The sequence below is a fragment of the Sphingomonas sp. PL-96 genome (assembly GCF_020707215.1).
Classification (GTDB): domain Bacteria; phylum Pseudomonadota; class Alphaproteobacteria; order Sphingomonadales; family Sphingomonadaceae; genus Sphingomonas.
Map to the genome: position 1 here is coordinate 296,043 of NZ_JAJFET010000001.1, position 15,783 is coordinate 311,825.

Annotated in this window: 14 protein-coding genes; 12 read left to right on the forward strand and 2 right to left on the reverse strand. The window is 69.7% G+C overall.

Annotated features, from left to right (window positions below; all coding sequences use genetic code 11):
• Window positions 1-7: 7 nt before the first annotated feature.
• The 12 genes from ftsA (at window position 8) to tatC (ending at window position 12,895) form a co-directional block, all read left to right on the forward strand.
• Entirely contained in the window at window positions 8-1,267 is a 1,260-nt protein-coding gene (gene ftsA / locus LK533_RS01315) for a cell division protein FtsA (protein ID WP_229360868.1), read from the forward strand.
• A 112-nt stretch (window positions 1,268-1,379) separates the two neighbouring features.
• Window positions 1,380-2,867: a cell division protein FtsZ gene (gene ftsZ, locus LK533_RS01320; protein ID WP_229360879.1), complete on the forward strand. Its 1,488-nt coding sequence runs from the start codon at window positions 1,380-1,382 to the stop codon at window positions 2,865-2,867.
• A gap of 138 nt (window positions 2,868-3,005) precedes the next feature.
• The gene (locus tag LK533_RS01325; protein WP_229360881.1) at window positions 3,006-4,901 is read left to right on the forward strand and encodes an SPOR domain-containing protein; all 1,896 of its coding nucleotides are present in this window, start codon (window positions 3,006-3,008) and stop codon (window positions 4,899-4,901) included.
• Entirely contained in the window at window positions 4,898-6,067 is a 1,170-nt protein-coding gene (locus tag LK533_RS01330; protein ID WP_420705798.1) for a deoxyguanosinetriphosphate triphosphohydrolase, read from the forward strand. The genes LK533_RS01325 and LK533_RS01330 overlap by 4 nt, the downstream gene beginning before the upstream one ends.
• Window positions 6,068-6,240: 173 nt before the next feature.
• Window positions 6,241-7,965: an arginine--tRNA ligase gene (gene argS / locus LK533_RS01335; protein WP_229360882.1), complete on the forward strand. Its 1,725-nt coding sequence runs from the start codon at window positions 6,241-6,243 to the stop codon at window positions 7,963-7,965.
• Complete coding sequence (locus LK533_RS01340) at window positions 7,965-8,711, forward strand: SPOR domain-containing protein (protein WP_229360884.1); 747 nt, start codon at window positions 7,965-7,967, stop codon at window positions 8,709-8,711. Before argS ends, LK533_RS01340 begins: the two co-directional genes overlap by 1 nt.
• Before the next feature lie 80 nt (window positions 8,712-8,791).
• A complete protein-coding gene (locus LK533_RS01345) occupies window positions 8,792-9,799 on the forward strand; it encodes a glycoside hydrolase family 3 N-terminal domain-containing protein (RefSeq protein ID WP_229360885.1) in 1,008 nt (335 codons plus the stop codon).
• Window positions 9,800-10,014: 215 nt separating this feature from the next.
• A complete protein-coding gene (locus tag LK533_RS01350) occupies window positions 10,015-10,743 on the forward strand; it encodes a segregation and condensation protein A (RefSeq protein WP_229360890.1) in 729 nt (242 codons plus the stop codon).
• Window positions 10,740-11,318: an SMC-Scp complex subunit ScpB gene (gene scpB, locus LK533_RS01355; protein WP_229360896.1), complete on the forward strand. Its 579-nt coding sequence runs from the start codon at window positions 10,740-10,742 to the stop codon at window positions 11,316-11,318. Before LK533_RS01350 ends, scpB begins: the two co-directional genes overlap by 4 nt.
• Before the next feature lie 32 nt (window positions 11,319-11,350).
• Window positions 11,351-11,632, forward strand: coding sequence for a twin-arginine translocase TatA/TatE family subunit (locus LK533_RS01360; protein ID WP_229360897.1), 282 nt, complete (start codon window positions 11,351-11,353; stop codon window positions 11,630-11,632).
• 55 nt (window positions 11,633-11,687) lie between these two features.
• A complete protein-coding gene (gene tatB / locus LK533_RS01365) occupies window positions 11,688-12,122 on the forward strand; it encodes a Sec-independent protein translocase protein TatB (protein WP_229360907.1) in 435 nt (144 codons plus the stop codon).
• On the forward strand, window positions 12,119-12,895 hold the full coding sequence (gene tatC, locus LK533_RS01370) for a twin-arginine translocase subunit TatC (protein ID WP_229360916.1): 777 nt from the start codon (window positions 12,119-12,121) through the stop codon (window positions 12,893-12,895). Before tatB ends, tatC begins: the two co-directional genes overlap by 4 nt.
• A gap of 284 nt (window positions 12,896-13,179) precedes the next feature.
• On the opposite strand, the gene LK533_RS01375 is transcribed toward tatC, so the two are convergent.
• Window positions 13,180-14,547 (reverse strand): serine hydrolase, encoded by a 1,368-nt coding sequence (locus LK533_RS01375; RefSeq protein WP_229360917.1) that lies wholly within the window; start codon window positions 14,545-14,547, stop codon window positions 13,180-13,182.
• Window positions 14,537-15,679, reverse strand: coding sequence for a hypothetical protein (locus LK533_RS01380; protein ID WP_229360921.1), 1,143 nt, complete (start codon window positions 15,677-15,679; stop codon window positions 14,537-14,539). Before LK533_RS01380 ends, LK533_RS01375 begins: the two co-directional genes overlap by 11 nt.
• Between the last annotated feature and the right edge of the window lie 104 nt (window positions 15,680-15,783).

Consider the following 15,783-nt stretch of genomic DNA (forward strand, 5'->3'; position numbering starts at 1 on the left):
CAGGGCGATGGCTAAGGTGACACCGGAAGGACTGATTACCGCACTCGACATCGGATCGTCGAAAGTGTCGGCGCTGATCGCGCAAAAGGGCGACGGCGGCGAGCTGGTGGTACTCGGCACCGGCCAGCGTGAGAGCCGGGGCGTCAAGCGCGGCTATATCGCCGACATGCGCGCGACCGAGACTGCGGTGCGCGAGGCGGTGGAACAGGCCGAACGCATCGCCGGCCTCAACATCGAGGATGTGTGGGTCAGCTTCTCGGCCGGCGGGCTGCTGTCGGACATCGTCAAGCTGGAAGTCGACCTGGGCGGCCACCGCGTCGAGCAGTCGGACGTCGACGCGCTGCTGAAGGCCGGGCGCAATGCCATCGACCCCGGCGCGCTGATGGTCATGCATGCCCAACCGATGCGCTATTCGCTCGATGGCCTGGGCGGGGTGCGCGACCCGATGGGGCTGCATGCCGATCGTCTGGGCGTCGAGATCCACGTGGTCGCGACCGAAGGCTCGCCGGTCCGCAACCTCGACCTGTGCGTCCGCTCGGCGCATCTGAATGTGAAGTCGATCGTCGCAGCTCCCGTCGCGACCGGCCTCGCCTGCCTGTCCGAGGAAGAGCGCGAGTTGGGTGTGGCGCTGGTCGAGATCGGCGCGGGCGTCACCAACGTGTCGGTGTTCGCCAATGGCGTGCTGACCGGCCTCGCCTCCATCTCGATGGGGGCGGCCGACATCACCGACGACGTCGCCTCCGCCTTTGGCACCGGCCGCAACCAGGCGGAGCGGCTGAAGTGCTTCTACGGCTCGGCCAACATGAGCCCGCGCGACAACCACGACATGATCGACGTGGCGCCGGTGCGTCCCGACGAGGATGCCGAGGGGACGCGCATCACCCGGGCGCAGCTGATCGCGGTGATCCGCCAGCGGCTCGACCGGCTGATGGCGGAAATCCAGAAGGAGCTGCGCAAGCTCCACTTCGACGATCCAGTCGGGCGGCAGGTGGTGCTCACCGGCGGCGGTGCGGAGCTGAAGGGCATTGCCGATTATGCGCAGCAGGCGCTGGGCCGGACGGTGCGGGTCGGGCGCGCGCGCGGGCTGACCGCGCTGCCGGAGGCGCATGCCGGCCCTGGCTTTGCGACGCTCGCCGGCCTTGCGATGTTTGCGGCGTCCGATCCGGTCGACCTTCGGGCGATCCAGCCGACGCACCAGGTGGTGACGCGGCCCAGCCCGATGGCGATGTTGCAGCGTTTGATGGCCGCCTTTCGGACCAACTACTGAGAATTCGCCACAGATGGTGGCAAACGGGGCTAGAGTCCCCCAAGCCGTTGGTGCAGAAGAAACTACATAGGCGGTTGCCGGCCATCGGTCGGCCCGCTTCGGGAGATCAGGAATGAGCATCGAATTTCTTCCGCCGGACCTCGACGATCTGACGCCGCGCATTTCGGTGATTGGCGTCGGCGGGGCGGGCGGCAACGCCATCGCGAACATGATCCGCGCCGACGTGCAGGGCGTGGAGTTCCTGGTCGCCAATACCGACGCGCAGGCATTGAAGCAGTCCGACGCGCCGCAGCGCATCCAGCTGGGCGTCAAGATCACGCAAGGATTGGGCGCCGGCAGCCGGCCCGAGATCGGCCGCGCGGCGGCGGAAGAGACGATCGAGCAGGTGCAGGAAGCGCTCCAGGGTGCGCACATGTGCTTCATCGCAGCCGGCATGGGCGGCGGCACCGGCACCGGTGCAGCGCCGGTGATCGCCAAGGCGGCGCGCGAGATGGGCATTCTGACCGTCGGCGTCGTGACCAAGCCCTTCTCGTTCGAGGGCAAGAAGCGCGCCCGCTCGGCCGATGCCGGGATCGAGGAGCTTCAGAAGTACGTCGACACGCTGATCGTCATCCCGAACCAGAACCTGTTCCTAATCGCCAACGCCAACACGACCTTCAAGCAGGCGTTCGAAATGGCGGACGAGGTGCTGCAGCAGGGCGTGCGCGGCATCACCGACCTGATGGTCATGCCCGGCCTCATCAACCTCGACTTCGCCGACGTCCGCTCGGTGATGCAGGAGATGGGCAAGGCGATGATGGGCACCGGCGAGGCCGAGGGCGACAGCCGCGCCATCGAAGCTGCGCAAAAGGCGATCGCCAACCCGCTGCTCGACGGCGTGTCGCTGAACGGCGCCAAGGGCGTGATCGTCTCGATCACCGGCGGCGACGACATGCGCCTGCTCGAGGTGGACGAGGCCGCGAACCACATCCGCGAGCTGGTCGACGACGATGCCAACATCATCTGGGGTTCGGCGTTCAATCCGGAGCTCGAAGGCAAGATCCGCGTCTCGGTGGTCGCCACCGGCATAGAGGCAAGCTCGCCCGCGCAGCAGGCGGCGGCAGCCGTCGCAGCCGAGCCTGCGCGCACCTCCTTCTCGTTTGGCGGCAGCCGTCGCCCGGCCGCGCCGAGCGAGCCGCAGGCGGTGGAGGCTCCGGCCCCGGCGCCGGTTGCGCCTGCTCCCGTGCCGCAGGCAGCTGCACCGCAGGGCGCTTCCGCGCCGCAGCCCACCCCGGCGCCCCAGCCCGCGCCGGCACCCCAGGCCGTGGACGAGGACGAGCTGGTGCTCGGTGCCGACACGATGGTGCCGCAGCAGGCAGCACCGGCCCCTGCGCCCAAGCCGTCGGCCGACGAGCCGCGCCCCGGGTTCGAGGCACGCCGTCGCTGGCTGACGCCGGGCGCCGATGCCCCGGCCGAGGAGCAGGGCGCTGGCCGCAGCCGCCCGGGCGGCACGCTGTTCGAGCGGATGGCGAATGCCGGCCGTGCTCCGGCACGGGGCGACGAGACGGCCAAGGAGCCGCTCGACATCCCGCGCTTCCTGCACCGCCAGAACAACCAGTAATGCCGCTGGCCGGGCGTTCCGTGTGAACGTCCGGCCACACCGCCTCCCGCGGTTCGTCCCTCGGGAGCATCGTCTGGTCGCCCGATGCGTCGCGCGCAACTTCCGTCTCCCGCTCGCGCCTCTAAGGTGGCCACACCCATGAATCGTTTCCCGAGCATCGGGCGCGGGGCGTTGCTGGCAACGCTGCTCGTCGCCTCCACCCCGGCCCTCGCGCAGGCGATCGTCCAGCAGCCGACGCCCAACGCCGACCGGCTTTCCGCTCAAATGCGGATCCTGGCCACCAGCCCCAATGACATCGCCGCGCTGATCGAGGCGGGACGGCTGAGCACGCGGCTGGGCGATCCGGAGGCTGCCGTCCAGTTCTTCGCGCGCGCCGACAAGGTGGTGCCGGGCGACGCTCGCGTGATGGCCGGACGTGCCTCCGCGCTGCTCGCGATGGAGCGGCCCGGCGAAGCGCTGCGCCTTTTCACCGCGGCCGAGCGCGCCGGGATGCCGGTCAGCACCTTCGCGGCCGACCGGGGGCTCGCCTATGACCTGCTCGGCTACCCGACCAATGCCCAGCGCGACTATCGGCTCGCGCTCGCGAACGAGCAGGACGATGAGGTGACCCGTCGCCTGGCACTGTCGCTCGGCATCACCGGCGATGTGCGCGCGGCCAACCAGCTGCTCGACCCGCTGCTGCGCCAGAACGACCGCCCAGCCTGGCGCGCCCATGCCTGTGTGCTGGCGATGCAGGGCGATGCGGCCGGTGCGGACCGGATCGCCGCGACCATGTTGCCGGGGTTCGGCGCGCAGTTGGCGCCCTTCTTCCGTCGCCTCCAGTCGCTGTCGCCGGCGGATCGCGCCTTTGCGGTGCATTTCGGCCGGCTGGGGAGCACGCCCGCCCGCCTCGCCGACGCGCGGCTCGCACCGCCGATTACGCCGGCCCCGCGCGCGCAGGCACCCGTCGCGGTGGCCGCAGTCGTGGCGCAGCCTGCGCAGCCGACGCGCAAGCTTTCGGCACGCGAACGCCGCGCCGCCCGGCGCGAAATCGAGGCTCGCCAGCGCGAGGCCGAACTCGCCGCCGCGCGCAAGGCGGAGGCCGATCGCGTGGCGCAGGTCGCCGAAGCCGCCCGTGCGGCGGAGGCGGCCCGCGCCGCGGAAGCCGCCCGGCTTGCTGAGGCCGCGCGCGTTGCCGCCGCCACCCGCGCCGCCCAGGATGCTGCTGCCGAAGCCGCACGGCGCGAGCATGCCGAGCGGCTCGCCCAAGCCGCACGGGCGGCAGAGGCTGCGCGGGTCGCGGAGGCGCAGCGTCTGGCCGAAGCGGCACGGCTCGCCGATGCGCAGCGCGCGGCGGTTGCGGCCGAGGCCCAGGAGGCGCGCAGTGTCGCTGCCGCCGCCCCCGTGCCCGCGGCAGCAGCGCCCACCCCGCCCGCGCCTGCGCGGAGCGATGCCGCGGCGACCGCGACCGACACCACGCTGGCGACGATCATCCGCAACCTGACGATCCCGGCGACCGAACTCGGCGTCCGCCCGCCGCCGTCGGCGGCTCCGGCGCCGGCTGCACCGGTCGCGACCGCGCCTGTCGAGCCCGAGCCAAGTGCTCGCGAGCGGGAAGCCGCGGACAAGGCGGCTAGGGACAAGGCGGCCGCGGACCGGGCCGCAAAGGACAAGGCAGCCGCGGACAAGGCGGCAAAGGACAAGGCCACGAAGGCTACGGCCGCCAAGAAGGCCGCCGCCGAAAAGGCCGCCAAGGCAAAGGCCAAGCTCGATCCCGCCAAGCAGGAACCCGCGCGCCAGTGGGTGCAGGTGGCGGGCGGGGCCAACAAGGCGGACTTGCCCAAGGCCTATCGCGCGCTTTCGACCAAGTCGGCGGCGCTCAAGGGACGCTCGACCTGGACCGCACCGCTGCGCGCCACCAACCGGCTGCTGGTGGGGCCGTTCAAGACTGACGGCGAGGCGCAGGCATTCGTCAACACGCTCGCCAAGCAGGGGCTGTCCGCCTTTGTCTGGAGCAGCGAGCCCGGACAGAAGATCGAGCAGCTTCCCAAGTGACCAGACATCAAGCGCCCTGGGCGGCGGATCCGCACGCGCATGGGGGACGGCTGCACAGCGAGGGCAGCGAAACGACTCGCGGTCCGCGCGACGCATTCCAGCGCGACCGCGACCGCATCATCCATTCGATCAGCTTCCGGCGCCTGCGTCACAAGACGCAGGTGTTCATGGCGCCCGACGGCGACCATTTCCGGGTGCGGCTGACTCACAGCCTGGAAGTCGCGCAGATCGGCCGCGCCATCGCCCGCGCGCTGGGGCTGAACGAGGACCTGACCGAAGCCTTGTGCCTGGCGCACGACATCGGCCACCCGCCGTTCGGCCATGCCGGCGAGGATGCGCTCAAGGACGCGCTGATGGCCGCGGGCGGCTTCGACCACAACGGCCATACGCTTCGCACCCTGACGCTGCTCGACAGCCCCTATCCGCGCTGGCGCGGGCTGAACCTCACTTGGGACACGCTGGAGGGCCTTGCCAAGCACAACGGCCCGATCCTTCGGCCCGGCTGGGCACTGGCGGAGGCGGATGCCGCCTTTGCGCTGCGTCTGGGCGAATGGTCTTCGCTGGAGGCGCAGGTCGCCGCGCTCGCCGACGATATCGCGTACGACAACCACGACATCGACGACGGCCTGCGCGCCGGCCTGCTGACCTTCGAGCAGATGCTGGGCGTCCCGATCGTGGCCGAACGCTGGGACGAGGTGCGCGCGCAGTTTCCGGACACCGCCGCCGATCGCCTGGTGGGCGAGCTGATCCGCGCGCAGATCGGCGCGATGGTCAACGACCTGATCGGCGAAACCCGTCGCCGCATCGCCGATGCGGGCGTCGAGACGGTCGCCGACGTGCGCGCCTGCGGCCGCTGCCTGGTCGGCTTCTCCGACCAGGTGCGCGACCAGGAACGCACGCTGAAGCGCTTCATGTACGCCAACCTCTATCATCATCCCTCGCAGCTCGCCGCCGCGGATGCCGCGCGTACGGTGGTGACGGGGCTGTTCGCCGCCTATCGCGACGAGCCGGCGCTGCTGCCCGACGGCTGGGGCGCCGACCTGCCTTCGGACGAGCCCGGCCGCAGCCGCCACATCGCCGACTTCATCGCCGGCATGACCGACCGCTTCGCCATCGCCCGCTATCGCGAGCTGGTGGGCGAGGTGAGCCTGCCCGAAGGGTTCTGACGCGCCAGGAACCCTGGGCTCCCGCCTGCACGGGAGCACGAAGAGGGCGGGGCGGGAGCACTGCGGCACCCGTGCAACTCCAATCGCCCGCAAGGCGACTTTCCTCAGGATGACGGTTCAAGCGAGCCGAAAACTGCTCTACAGCCGCCCCTGATTTCACGACCGGGACGCCCATGACGCTGTACGCACGCTTTGCCGCTCATCTCGATGCCGCCCTCAACGCGCTGGTCGCGGCGGGTGACCTGCCGGAGGGGCTGGACCGACGCGCGGTGACGGTGGAGCCGCCGCGCGACCCGAGCCATGGCGACCTGTCGACCAACGCCGCAATGGTGCTGGCCAAGCCCGCAAAGACCAACCCGCGCGCACTCGCCGAAAAGATCGTCGTCGAACTCGGCAAGCTGGATGCCGTCGAGGGTGTCTCGATCGCGGGGCCCGGCTTCATCAACATGACCCTGACGCAGGACACCTGGCGCGATGAGCTGCGCGCGATCATCCAGGCGGGCGGCGACTATGGCCGTTCGACGATGGGGGCGGGGACCAGCGTCAATATCGAATATGTCTCGGCCAACCCGACCGGCCCCATGCACATGGGCCATTGCCGCGGTGCCGTGGTGGGCGATGCGCTGGCCAGCCTGCTCGAGTTCGTCGGGCACAAGGTGATCCGCGAATATTATGTCAACGATGCCGGCGGGCAGGTCGACGTGCTCGCCCGCTCGACGCACCTGCGCTACCGCGAGGCGCTGGGCGAGACGATCGAGATCCCGGAAGGGCTCTATCCGGGCGATTATTTGAAGCCGATCGGTGCAAAGCTCGCGGCCGAGCACGGCGACGCCTTTGTCGGACAGCCGGAGAGCGCGTGGCTGGCGCTGTTCCGCCGCGAGGCGGTCGCCGCCATGCTCGTCATGATCAAGGACGATCTCGCCCTGCTCGGCATCCACCACGACCTGTTCTCGTCGGAGGCCGAGCTCCAGGCGGCGGGCAAGCCCGAGGCGGCGGAGGCGTGGCTGCGCGAGCGCGGCCTCGTCTATGACGGCGTGCTCGAAGCGCCCAAGGGGGAGACGCCCGAGGACTGGGAGCCGGTCGAGCTGCCGCTGTTCCGCTCGACCCAGTTCGGCGACGACCAGGACCGCCCGATCAAGAAGTCCAACGGCCAGTGGACCTACTTCGGCGCCGACCTCGCCTATCACTTCCAGAAGGCGCAGACCGCCGACCAGCTGATCGACATCTGGGGTGCCGACCATGCCGGTACCGTCAAGCGCATCGTCGCCGCCGTCCAGGCGCTGACCGAGGGCAAGACCCGCTTCGACGTCAAGCTCGTCCAGATGGTCCGCCTGCTGCGCGCGGGCGAGCCGGTGAAGATGTCCAAGCGCGCCGGCAATTTCGTGACGCTGGCCGACGTGGTGCAGGAAGTCGGCAAGGACGTCGTTCGCTTCACCATGCTCACCCGCAAGGCGGACGCGCAAATGGACTTCGACTTCGCCAAGGTGGTGGAGGCGTCGAAGGACAATCCGGTCTTCTACGTGCAGTACGCCCATGCGCGAGTCGCCTCGCTCCATCGTCGTGCGGCCGAGGCGGGAATCGTGTGCAACACCGTCGATCTGTCCCGGCTTGACGCAACCGAGCTGCGCCTGGTGCAGCGCGCCGCCCAGTTCCCGCGCATCGCAGAGGCAGCGGCAACCGCGCGCGAACCGCATCGTATCGCCTTCTATCTCTATGATCTGGCCGCCGAATTCCACGCTGCCTGGAACATGGGCAACGACGATCCGTCGCGCCGATATCTGCAGCCCGACGATCCGGCGCTCACCTGCGCACGGCTTTTCCTGGCCGATGCCATCGGGCAGATTATCCGCAACGGGCTCGCCGTGATGGGCGTCGAGGCCGTCGAGGAGATGCATTGATGGCCGAACGGCTCGCCACCGGCATGCACGCGCGCGACGAGGATCGCCTGCCATGGCTTGAAAGCGTGGATGCCCCGCCCGAGGCAAGCGCTTCGCTGTGGCGGGTCCTGCTGCTGGTGCTGGTGGCGCTGGCGGTGATCGGCGGCGTGATCTGGGCGGCGCTCAACCTCGGGTCGAGCGTGACCGGCGGCGGCGGCAATGGCGCGATCATCGCTGCGGAGAAGGGCCCCTACAAGGTCAAGCCCGACCAGCCCGGCGGCATGGAGGTGGAAGGCACCGGCGACACCGTCTTCGCCACCAGCGACGGACGGGCGACCGGAACCGCGACCGTCGACCTGAGCAAGGTGCCCGAGGCGCCGGTCGTCGGCCAGCCAATCCCCACGGCAGCGCCTGCCGCCGCGCCGACCGAGGCCGCACCCAAGGTGGTCGCGCAGGTCCCCGCCTCCGCCGGGCAGCTTCAGGCCCGCGCCCCGGCCCGGCAGGCAGCTCCGGCTCAGGCGCACACGGCCTCCGGGTCGGTCGTCCAGCTCGGCTCCTTCCCGCAGGCCAGCGTCGCCAACAGCAGCTGGCAACGGCTGTCCAAGCGCTTCGGCTATCTGGCGCCGATGACCCCGTCGATCGAACAGGCAGAGGTGAACGGCAAGACCGTCTACCGCCTGCGCGTCGACGCGGGCAGTGCCGGCGCGGCTGGGCAGCTTTGCGGCAAGCTCAAGCTTGCGGGCGAGGGCTGCTACATCGCGCGATGAGGGGCGGGGTACCGGCCGCCGCAATTTCGTGACACGACGCGGGTGTTCTAATCCCGCGCCCGACCGGCTAGGCAGCCGGCATGAAGCCCGTGATCTTCGGCCTGTCCGGCCCCGTACTCACCGATGACGAAGCCGCCTTCTTCCGCGAGGTTGAGCCGGCCGGCTTCATCCTGTTCGGCCGCAACGTCGTCGACCGGCCGCAGCTGCGTGCGCTGACCGATTCGTTGCGTTCGCTCACCGGCCGCGGCGACCTGCCGATCCTGATCGACCAGGAGGGCGGGGCGGTCTCTCGCATGAAGCCGCCCCAATGGCCGGCATTTCCCGCCGGCGCCGCCTTTGCCCGGCTGTGGGACGTCGCCCCCGCCTCCGCGATCGAGGCGGCGCGCGCCAATGCCGAGGCGATCGGCCACACGCTGGCCGAGGTCGGGATCACCGTCGATTGCCTGCCGCTGCTCGACGTGCGCCAGCCCGACACCACCGCCGCCGTCGCCGAGCGCACTTATGGCGCCGAGCCGATGCAGGTCGCCGCGATCGGCCGCGCGGTGCTCGACGGGCTTGCCCGCGCCGGAGTGGTCGGCATCGTCAAGCACATGCCCGGCCATGGCCGGGCGCGGGTTGATAGCCATCTGGAGCTGCCGGTGGTCGATGCAGACGAAGCGGCGCTGGAGCAGGACCTGGCGCCGTTCCGCACGCTGGCGAACGCCCCGATGGGGATGACCGCGCATGTCGTGTACCGCGCCTGGGACGCCGAACGGCCGGGCACCCTCTCGCCGACCGTGATCGGCGAGGTCATCCGCGGCCGCATCGGTTTCGACGGGCTGCTGATGACCGACGACATCGACATGAAGGCGCTGTCCGGCACAGCGGGCGAAAAGGCTGCCGCGGCGATCGAGGCCGGCTGCGACCTGGTGCTCGACTGCTGGGCGCGCATGGACGAGATGGTGGAGATCGCCAGCCGGCTTGGGGAGATCGCCCCCGAAGGCCGCGCAAGACTGGACCGCGCCATGGCGAGCGTGACTCGCCCTGCCGAGGCAGCCGACATCACTCCCCTGTTGGAAAAGCGTGACGCCCTCCTGGCCCTCGCCTGACGCAAAGCCGACTCTTCTTCTTCGTACCCCGGCGGAGGCCGGGGCCCAGTTGGGAAAGCGGCGGTAAGGGAGCGCAGCCCCGATAGCACACCGCAACTGGGCCCCGGCCTCCGCCGGGGTACGCGTTGCACGCTGGAGTAGCCGCCTGCGATCCTCAGACGCGCACGACGCCGCCCCCTCTGGCAATCCCCTGACGAAGCCTGTCTAACACCCCCATGGAAACGGACGACACGCTGACGGTGGAGGTGGAGGGCTGGGAAGGCCCGCTCGACCTGCTGCTGGCGCTCGCCCGGACGCAAAAGGTCGACCTGCGCGAGATCTCGATCCTGAAGCTCGTCGAGCAGTATCTCGCCTATGTCGAGCAGGCGCGCGCGCTGAAGCTGGAGCTTGCCGCTGACTATCTGGTGATGGCCGCCTGGCTCGCCTTCCTCAAGTCCGCGCTGCTGCTGCCGCGCGATCCGGAGGCGCAGCCGGACCCGGAGGAACTGGCGCTCCGCCTGCAGCTGCGCCTCGAACGGCTGAACGCAATGCGCGAGGCCGGCGCCCGGCTGCTCGCGCGCGATCGCATCGGCCGCGACGTGTTCCCGCGCGGTGCGCCGGAGGGGCTGCGGGTGCTGCGCCACACGATCTGGCAGGCCGAAATCTACGACCTGGTCGCCGCCTATGGCCGGGTGAGCGCGCGCACCCGGCCGGTGCTCCACATCGTCCAGCATCGTGCCGTGATGACGCTGGAGACCGCGATCGAGCGGGTGTCGGCGATGCTCGGCACCCATCTCGACTGGACAGTGCTGGAGCGGTTCCTGCCGGAGGATGCCGACGCCGCCTTCCGCCGCTCGGCCCTCGCCTCCAGCTTCCTGGCCGCGCTGGAACTCGCGCGGCAGGGCAGGGTCGAGCTCGACCAAAGCGCACCCTTCGCGCCGCTCCGCATCCGGGCGATCCGGTGAGCGGCGCGACGGATGAACTGGTGCGCGCGGTGGAAGCGGTGCTGTTCGCCGCCGATTCGCCGATGAGCGTTGCTGCGATCCGCGCCTATGTGGGGGAGGGGGCGGACGTGCCGCGCGCGCTCGACCAGCTGGTGACCGACTATGCCGGGCGTGGCATCGCACCGGTCCGCCGCGGCGACCGCTGGCACTTCGAGACCGCGCCGGATCTCGCCCGCTTCCTGCGCCGCGACCGCGAGGAGCCCCGCCGCCTGTCCCGCGCCGGCATCGAGACGCTGGCAATCATCGCCTATCACGAACCGGTCACCCGCGCGGAGATCGAGTCGATTCGCGGCGTCCAGGTAGCCAAGGGCACGATCGACGTGCTGATGGAGGCAGGCTGGGTGCGCCCGGCCGGACGTCGCGAGGTGCCGGGCCGGCCGCTCACCTATGCGACCACGCCCGAGTTTCTTAGCCATTTCGGCCTTCGCACCCGGCGCGACCTGCCCGGAATCGAGGACCTGCGCGCCGCCGGCCTGCTCGACCCGATCGACGTTGCCCTTGCGGGCGAACTGGAAAGCGGCGACGAGAGCGACTAAGTGAGCGGCAACGCGCGTAATGGAGAGTGACAATGGGCGGTCTTAGCATCTGGCATTGGCTCATCGTCGGGATCATCGTGCTCCTGCTGTTCGGCAAGGGGCGCTTTTCCGACATGATGGGCGACGTCGCCAAGGGACTGAAGAGCTTCAAGAAGGGCATGGCCGAGGACGACGATGATCTGCCGCCCGCGCGCCCGTCGCGCCTGGAGCAGCGCAACGAGGTCAACCGCAGCCCGGACGGCGAAGTCGTCGCACCGCGTGAACCGGCGCGCGACCCGGTTCGCGAAGCCGATCGTCCGCTCGACGACCGCTGATCCTCATCTCTTCGGGGCTCGCCTGGCGCGCCCCACAGACGCGAACGGGCGCTGAATGTTGGATTTCAATCCGGCCGAGCTGATGGTTGTGGCCGTGGTCGCGCTGCTGGTGATCGGCCCGAAGGATCTTCCTAAGGCCATGCGGTTCGTCGGCCAGTGGGTCGGCAAGGCTCGCGGTGTCGCGCGCCAGTTCCGCTCGGGCTTCGACGCAATGGTGCGAGAAGCGGAACTGGCGGAAATGGAAAAGAAATGGGCGGAGGAAAACGCCCGCATCCTGCGCGAGCATCCCGCCGCACCGGCACCAGATGTCACGCCCGAAGCCTTGCCGGGCCCGGCGGACGTGACCAGCGCCGCCTCCGGTCTGGACGTACAGCCGGCGGAGGACGCGGGCGATGCGCCCATTCTGGTCGAACAGCCTCACGTCGTGCCGCTTGGAGAAGACGACCGTCCGGTCCAGCCGCCTGCGGTTGATGGAAAGGCACCGTCGTGAGGGATATTGACGAGAGCCAGGCACCGCTGCTCGATCATCTCATCGAGCTTCGTCGGCGGCTGATTTTCTCGCTGATCGCGATCGGCATCGCGTTTGGCGCCTGCTTCTACTTTTCCGAGCAGATCTTTGGATTTCTCGTCCAGCCGCTGCTGGCGGCGGGGCAGAAGCGCATCATCTTCACCCAGATCTTCGAGGCATTTCTCGTTCAGGTGAAGGTTGCCTTCTTCGCGGCAATGATGCTGTCCTTTCCCGTGATCGCGAACCAGCTGTGGCAATTCGTAGCGCCCGGCCTCTACCGGTCCGAAAAGAAGGCATTGCTGCCGTTCTTGCTGGCGACGCCGGTGCTGTTCATCGCCGGGGCGGCGCTCGCCTATTATGTTACCATCCCGGTCGCGCTGCACTTTTCGCTGAGCTATCAGGGCGACCTGGGCGGGGTTCAGCAGGAGGCGCTACCTTCAGTCGCCGCCTATCTGTCCTTCGTGATGCAGTTCCTGTTCGCGTTCGGACTGGCGTTCCTGCTGCCCGTGCTGCTGATGCTGCTGGAGCTTGCCGGCATCGTCACCCGCGTGCAGTTGGTCAGCGCGCGCCGCTATGCAATCGTTGCGGCCTTTGCGATTTCGGCAGTCCTGACGCCGCCGGACGTCTGGTCGCAGATGCTCCTCGCGATCCCGCTGGTGCTGCTCTACGAGGTCGCGCTGATCGGCATCTGGTTCACCGAGCGCAAGCGCGCCCGCAACGCCCCGTCCGAAGAAGAGGACGAGGCAAAGGCCTGAGCCCGGTGGCGGGCCAGCGGCGGAGCCACGCTCACCCTCCACACACCTCCTGAACCCCGGCGAAGGCCGGGGTCCAGGTGGCGGACGGCCGAGAGGGAGTGCAGTCCCCCAAGAAGGCCGCGGCGCGCCTGAACCTGCGATAGGTACGTCGACCCCGCCATGCGTATCCCTGCGAAAGCAGGCATCCAGGGCCAAGCAGAGCAAGCGGCCGTGGCGTTCGGAACCCTGGGCTCCTGCCTTCGCAGGAGCACGGAATACCCCGCTAAAGCCCGGCGCTCTGACGCCTAGGGCGCAGCCAGCGCCGCCGCCTTGTTGATCAACCCGATGAAGCGCCCTTCGTCGATCGCCGCTTGCGGGTTGTTCCAGCTTCCGGCCACCCCGACCCAGCCGCCGGACCTGGCGCGCATCAGCAGCGTCATGTTGACCACACCGGGCTCCGATCCGCCCTTGTAGCCTACCCAGTCCCAGTGTGCCGCGTTTGCCGGCGCGATGCCGGGGTTCTTTGACAGCACCGCCCGCGCCTCCTCGCCGGCCGGCCCCTCGGTGTTGCGCCGCAGCCAGTCCATCACGCGCAGCAGGTCGTCGGCCGAGGCGAACCATTCGACCGTGCCGATCCGCATCGGCTTGCCGTCCTGGAACAGCGAGGCCGGGATCGCCGACACCGGTGCCTGCGCAACTGGCCCGGCCAGCAATGCACGACGGCCGGCGACATCCGCGGCGTCCCACCGCCGCCCGAGCGCGCCGCCCTCCAGCCCCTTCAGCTTGAACGCCTCCAAGGTACCCAGGAACGGCACATTGCGACGTTGCGCGTCCCGAATGCCGATCACCGGCAGCATGGCCTCCACCTTGTCGCGCCCCAGCGCGCGCAGCAGGAGGTCGGTCGCGGAATTGTCGCTGACGGAGATCATCTGCGTCGCCAGTTCTCGCAGCGAAACGCGCGTGCCCGCAGCCTTGTGCGTATAGCCGCCACCCGGAAGCGGGCTGCCGTCCAGCGTCACCACATCGCCCCACCGCCGCTCGCCAGCAGCGGTCGCTCGCACCAGCTCGGCCAGGATCACCAGCTTGAAGGCCGAACCGATCGCCAGCGGCGCCGCTGGATCGTGCGCCACCAGATGCTTCGGCCCGCCGTCCTCCAGCCGCGCCAGCGCAAAGCCGGTCGCGCCCGGCAGCGCCCGGATCGCATCGACCACCGCCTGGATGCTCGTCTCCGGCGCCTCGCGCGGTTCGCTGCCGGTGATGCGGAGCCCGGTCACCAGGTGCGGCGCGGCGGGATCGACCACGATCTGCCCCACCGCCGTCCCGCGCTCGAAGCCGAGGCGGAAATCGGCGACATGCGGGGTACGCGCCACCAGCCCTTCGAGTCGGGTCGGTTTGCCGAGGCCCGCCGTCAGCTGATCCCGCACCTGCCGGAACGCCGTCTCTGGGATCGCGGCGCGAAACTCCGGCGCGAAATACTGGTCATAGGGGATGCTGCCCGAAATCGCTGCTGCCAGCGTCTCGGCCCGTTGCTGTAGCTCCGGAGAGGCGGTCACGGTCGTGGACGCCGCAGGAGGAGGAGGCGCTTCCTGCGCGCCCAGCGGCGTGCTGGCCGCAAGCGCGATGCCCAACACCGCGGCCTGGAGCCGGCGACGCGACACCCGCTCAGCTCGCACGCTGCGGGTTCATGCCCGGCTGTGGGGCGTCCAACGTCAGGTCCAGCACCTCCACGCGCGGCAGGCCGGTAGGCTTGGCGATGCGCGAGCCCAGGCGCGTCGCGAGGCGGGAGGTAATGGTGTAGCGCTCCACCCGCAGCAGCCCCGGATCGCCCGGCGGCAATGCCAGCGGCGCATAGCGGCGCGATGCCAGCGACGCGAGCACGCGCTTGGTCCAGCCGCCGTTGTAATGCTCGCTCTGCCGCAGCAGGGCTGCGTCGCGGGTGCGGCCGTCCGGACCGATCCAGAAGGCCACGTCGATCCACTGGTCCTCGTAATTCTGGAGCGGCGGGTCGCGCCATTTGCCGGCGCCAAGCTCGACCGGCTTGCCGTACAGCAGGCGGGGCGTCCTGGTCGGTTCCGCCTTCACGCGGGCGATCAGCGCATCGATCGCGTCCGGATCGCCTCCGGACATTGCCAGTCGAGTCTCCAGCACCTGCGTCGCCAGTCGAAAGCCGCTCGCATCCGACGCTGACGAGGTCTTCAGCGCGTCGAGCGCCGCGCGCGCCTCCGGGCGAAACCTCTCGCTGAGCTGCGCCAGGGAGACCTTGAGCGACGCTGTCCGCAGCAGCGCGAAGTTCCGGATCGTCGGCTGTCCGGCGGCCACAGCGTCCTCGGCAATGGCCTTGTACTCGCGTTCCGCGCCGCGGATGTTGCCGAGTTCCGAAAGCCCGTCGGCCATTTCGATGCGGCCATAGAGCGTCTGGGGATCCTCCTCGGGAAGCCCCGCCCGCAGGGAAGCGAGCATGCCGCGCATCGCCTGCTTCATCCCGTCGCCATCGCCCAGATGCGCGTTGATCCGTGCGTCGGCGCGATAGAGCACGGCCACGTCCACGGGATTGGTGTTTGCGAACCCGCGGTTTCGTCGGATCGCCTCCGCCACGGTCCGCTGCGCATCGCGGTACGCGCCTGCCACGAACTGGTTCTCGACATGGGCGAGGGAGGCGGCGACGTCCTCCGCCGGAGGGCAGCGCCGCGCGATGCACTCGGCCAGCCGCTCCGCCGTCTGCTCCAGCCGCACCGCGGTAACGACGACCTCGCCTCCCGCGCCTTCCGGCGCGTCCTGCGCCGCTGCCGCCGAAGCCAGCAGCATGGAAAGGGACACGCCAAGTGCACTTCGCAGCATCGCCAAGACCTCGCCATCGGGAGTTCCGATGACGAGGCTATCAAGCTGCCATGTCGTCTGTCACGCGCTTT

Coding starts and splice junctions, on each gene's coding strand:
- ftsA (WP_229360868.1), top strand. CDS start 8: ATGGCTAAGGTGACACCGGAAGGACTGATTACCGCACTCGACATCGGA.
- ftsZ (WP_229360879.1), top strand. CDS start 1,380: ATGAGCATCGAATTTCTTCCGCCGGACCTCGACGATCTGACGCCGCGC.
- LK533_RS01325 (WP_229360881.1), top strand. CDS start 3,006: ATGAATCGTTTCCCGAGCATCGGGCGCGGGGCGTTGCTGGCAACGCTG.
- argS (WP_229360882.1), top strand. CDS start 6,241: ATGACGCTGTACGCACGCTTTGCCGCTCATCTCGATGCCGCCCTCAAC.
- LK533_RS01340 (WP_229360884.1), top strand. CDS start 7,965: ATGGCCGAACGGCTCGCCACCGGCATGCACGCGCGCGACGAGGATCGC.
- LK533_RS01345 (WP_229360885.1), top strand. CDS start 8,792: ATGAAGCCCGTGATCTTCGGCCTGTCCGGCCCCGTACTCACCGATGAC.
- LK533_RS01350 (WP_229360890.1), top strand. CDS start 10,015: ATGGAAACGGACGACACGCTGACGGTGGAGGTGGAGGGCTGGGAAGGC.
- LK533_RS01360 (WP_229360897.1), top strand. CDS start 11,351: ATGGGCGGTCTTAGCATCTGGCATTGGCTCATCGTCGGGATCATCGTG.
- tatB (WP_229360907.1), top strand. CDS start 11,688: ATGTTGGATTTCAATCCGGCCGAGCTGATGGTTGTGGCCGTGGTCGCG.
- LK533_RS01380 (WP_229360921.1), bottom strand. CDS start 15,679: ATGCTGCTGGCTTCGGCGGCAGCGGCGCAGGACGCGCCGGAAGGCGCG.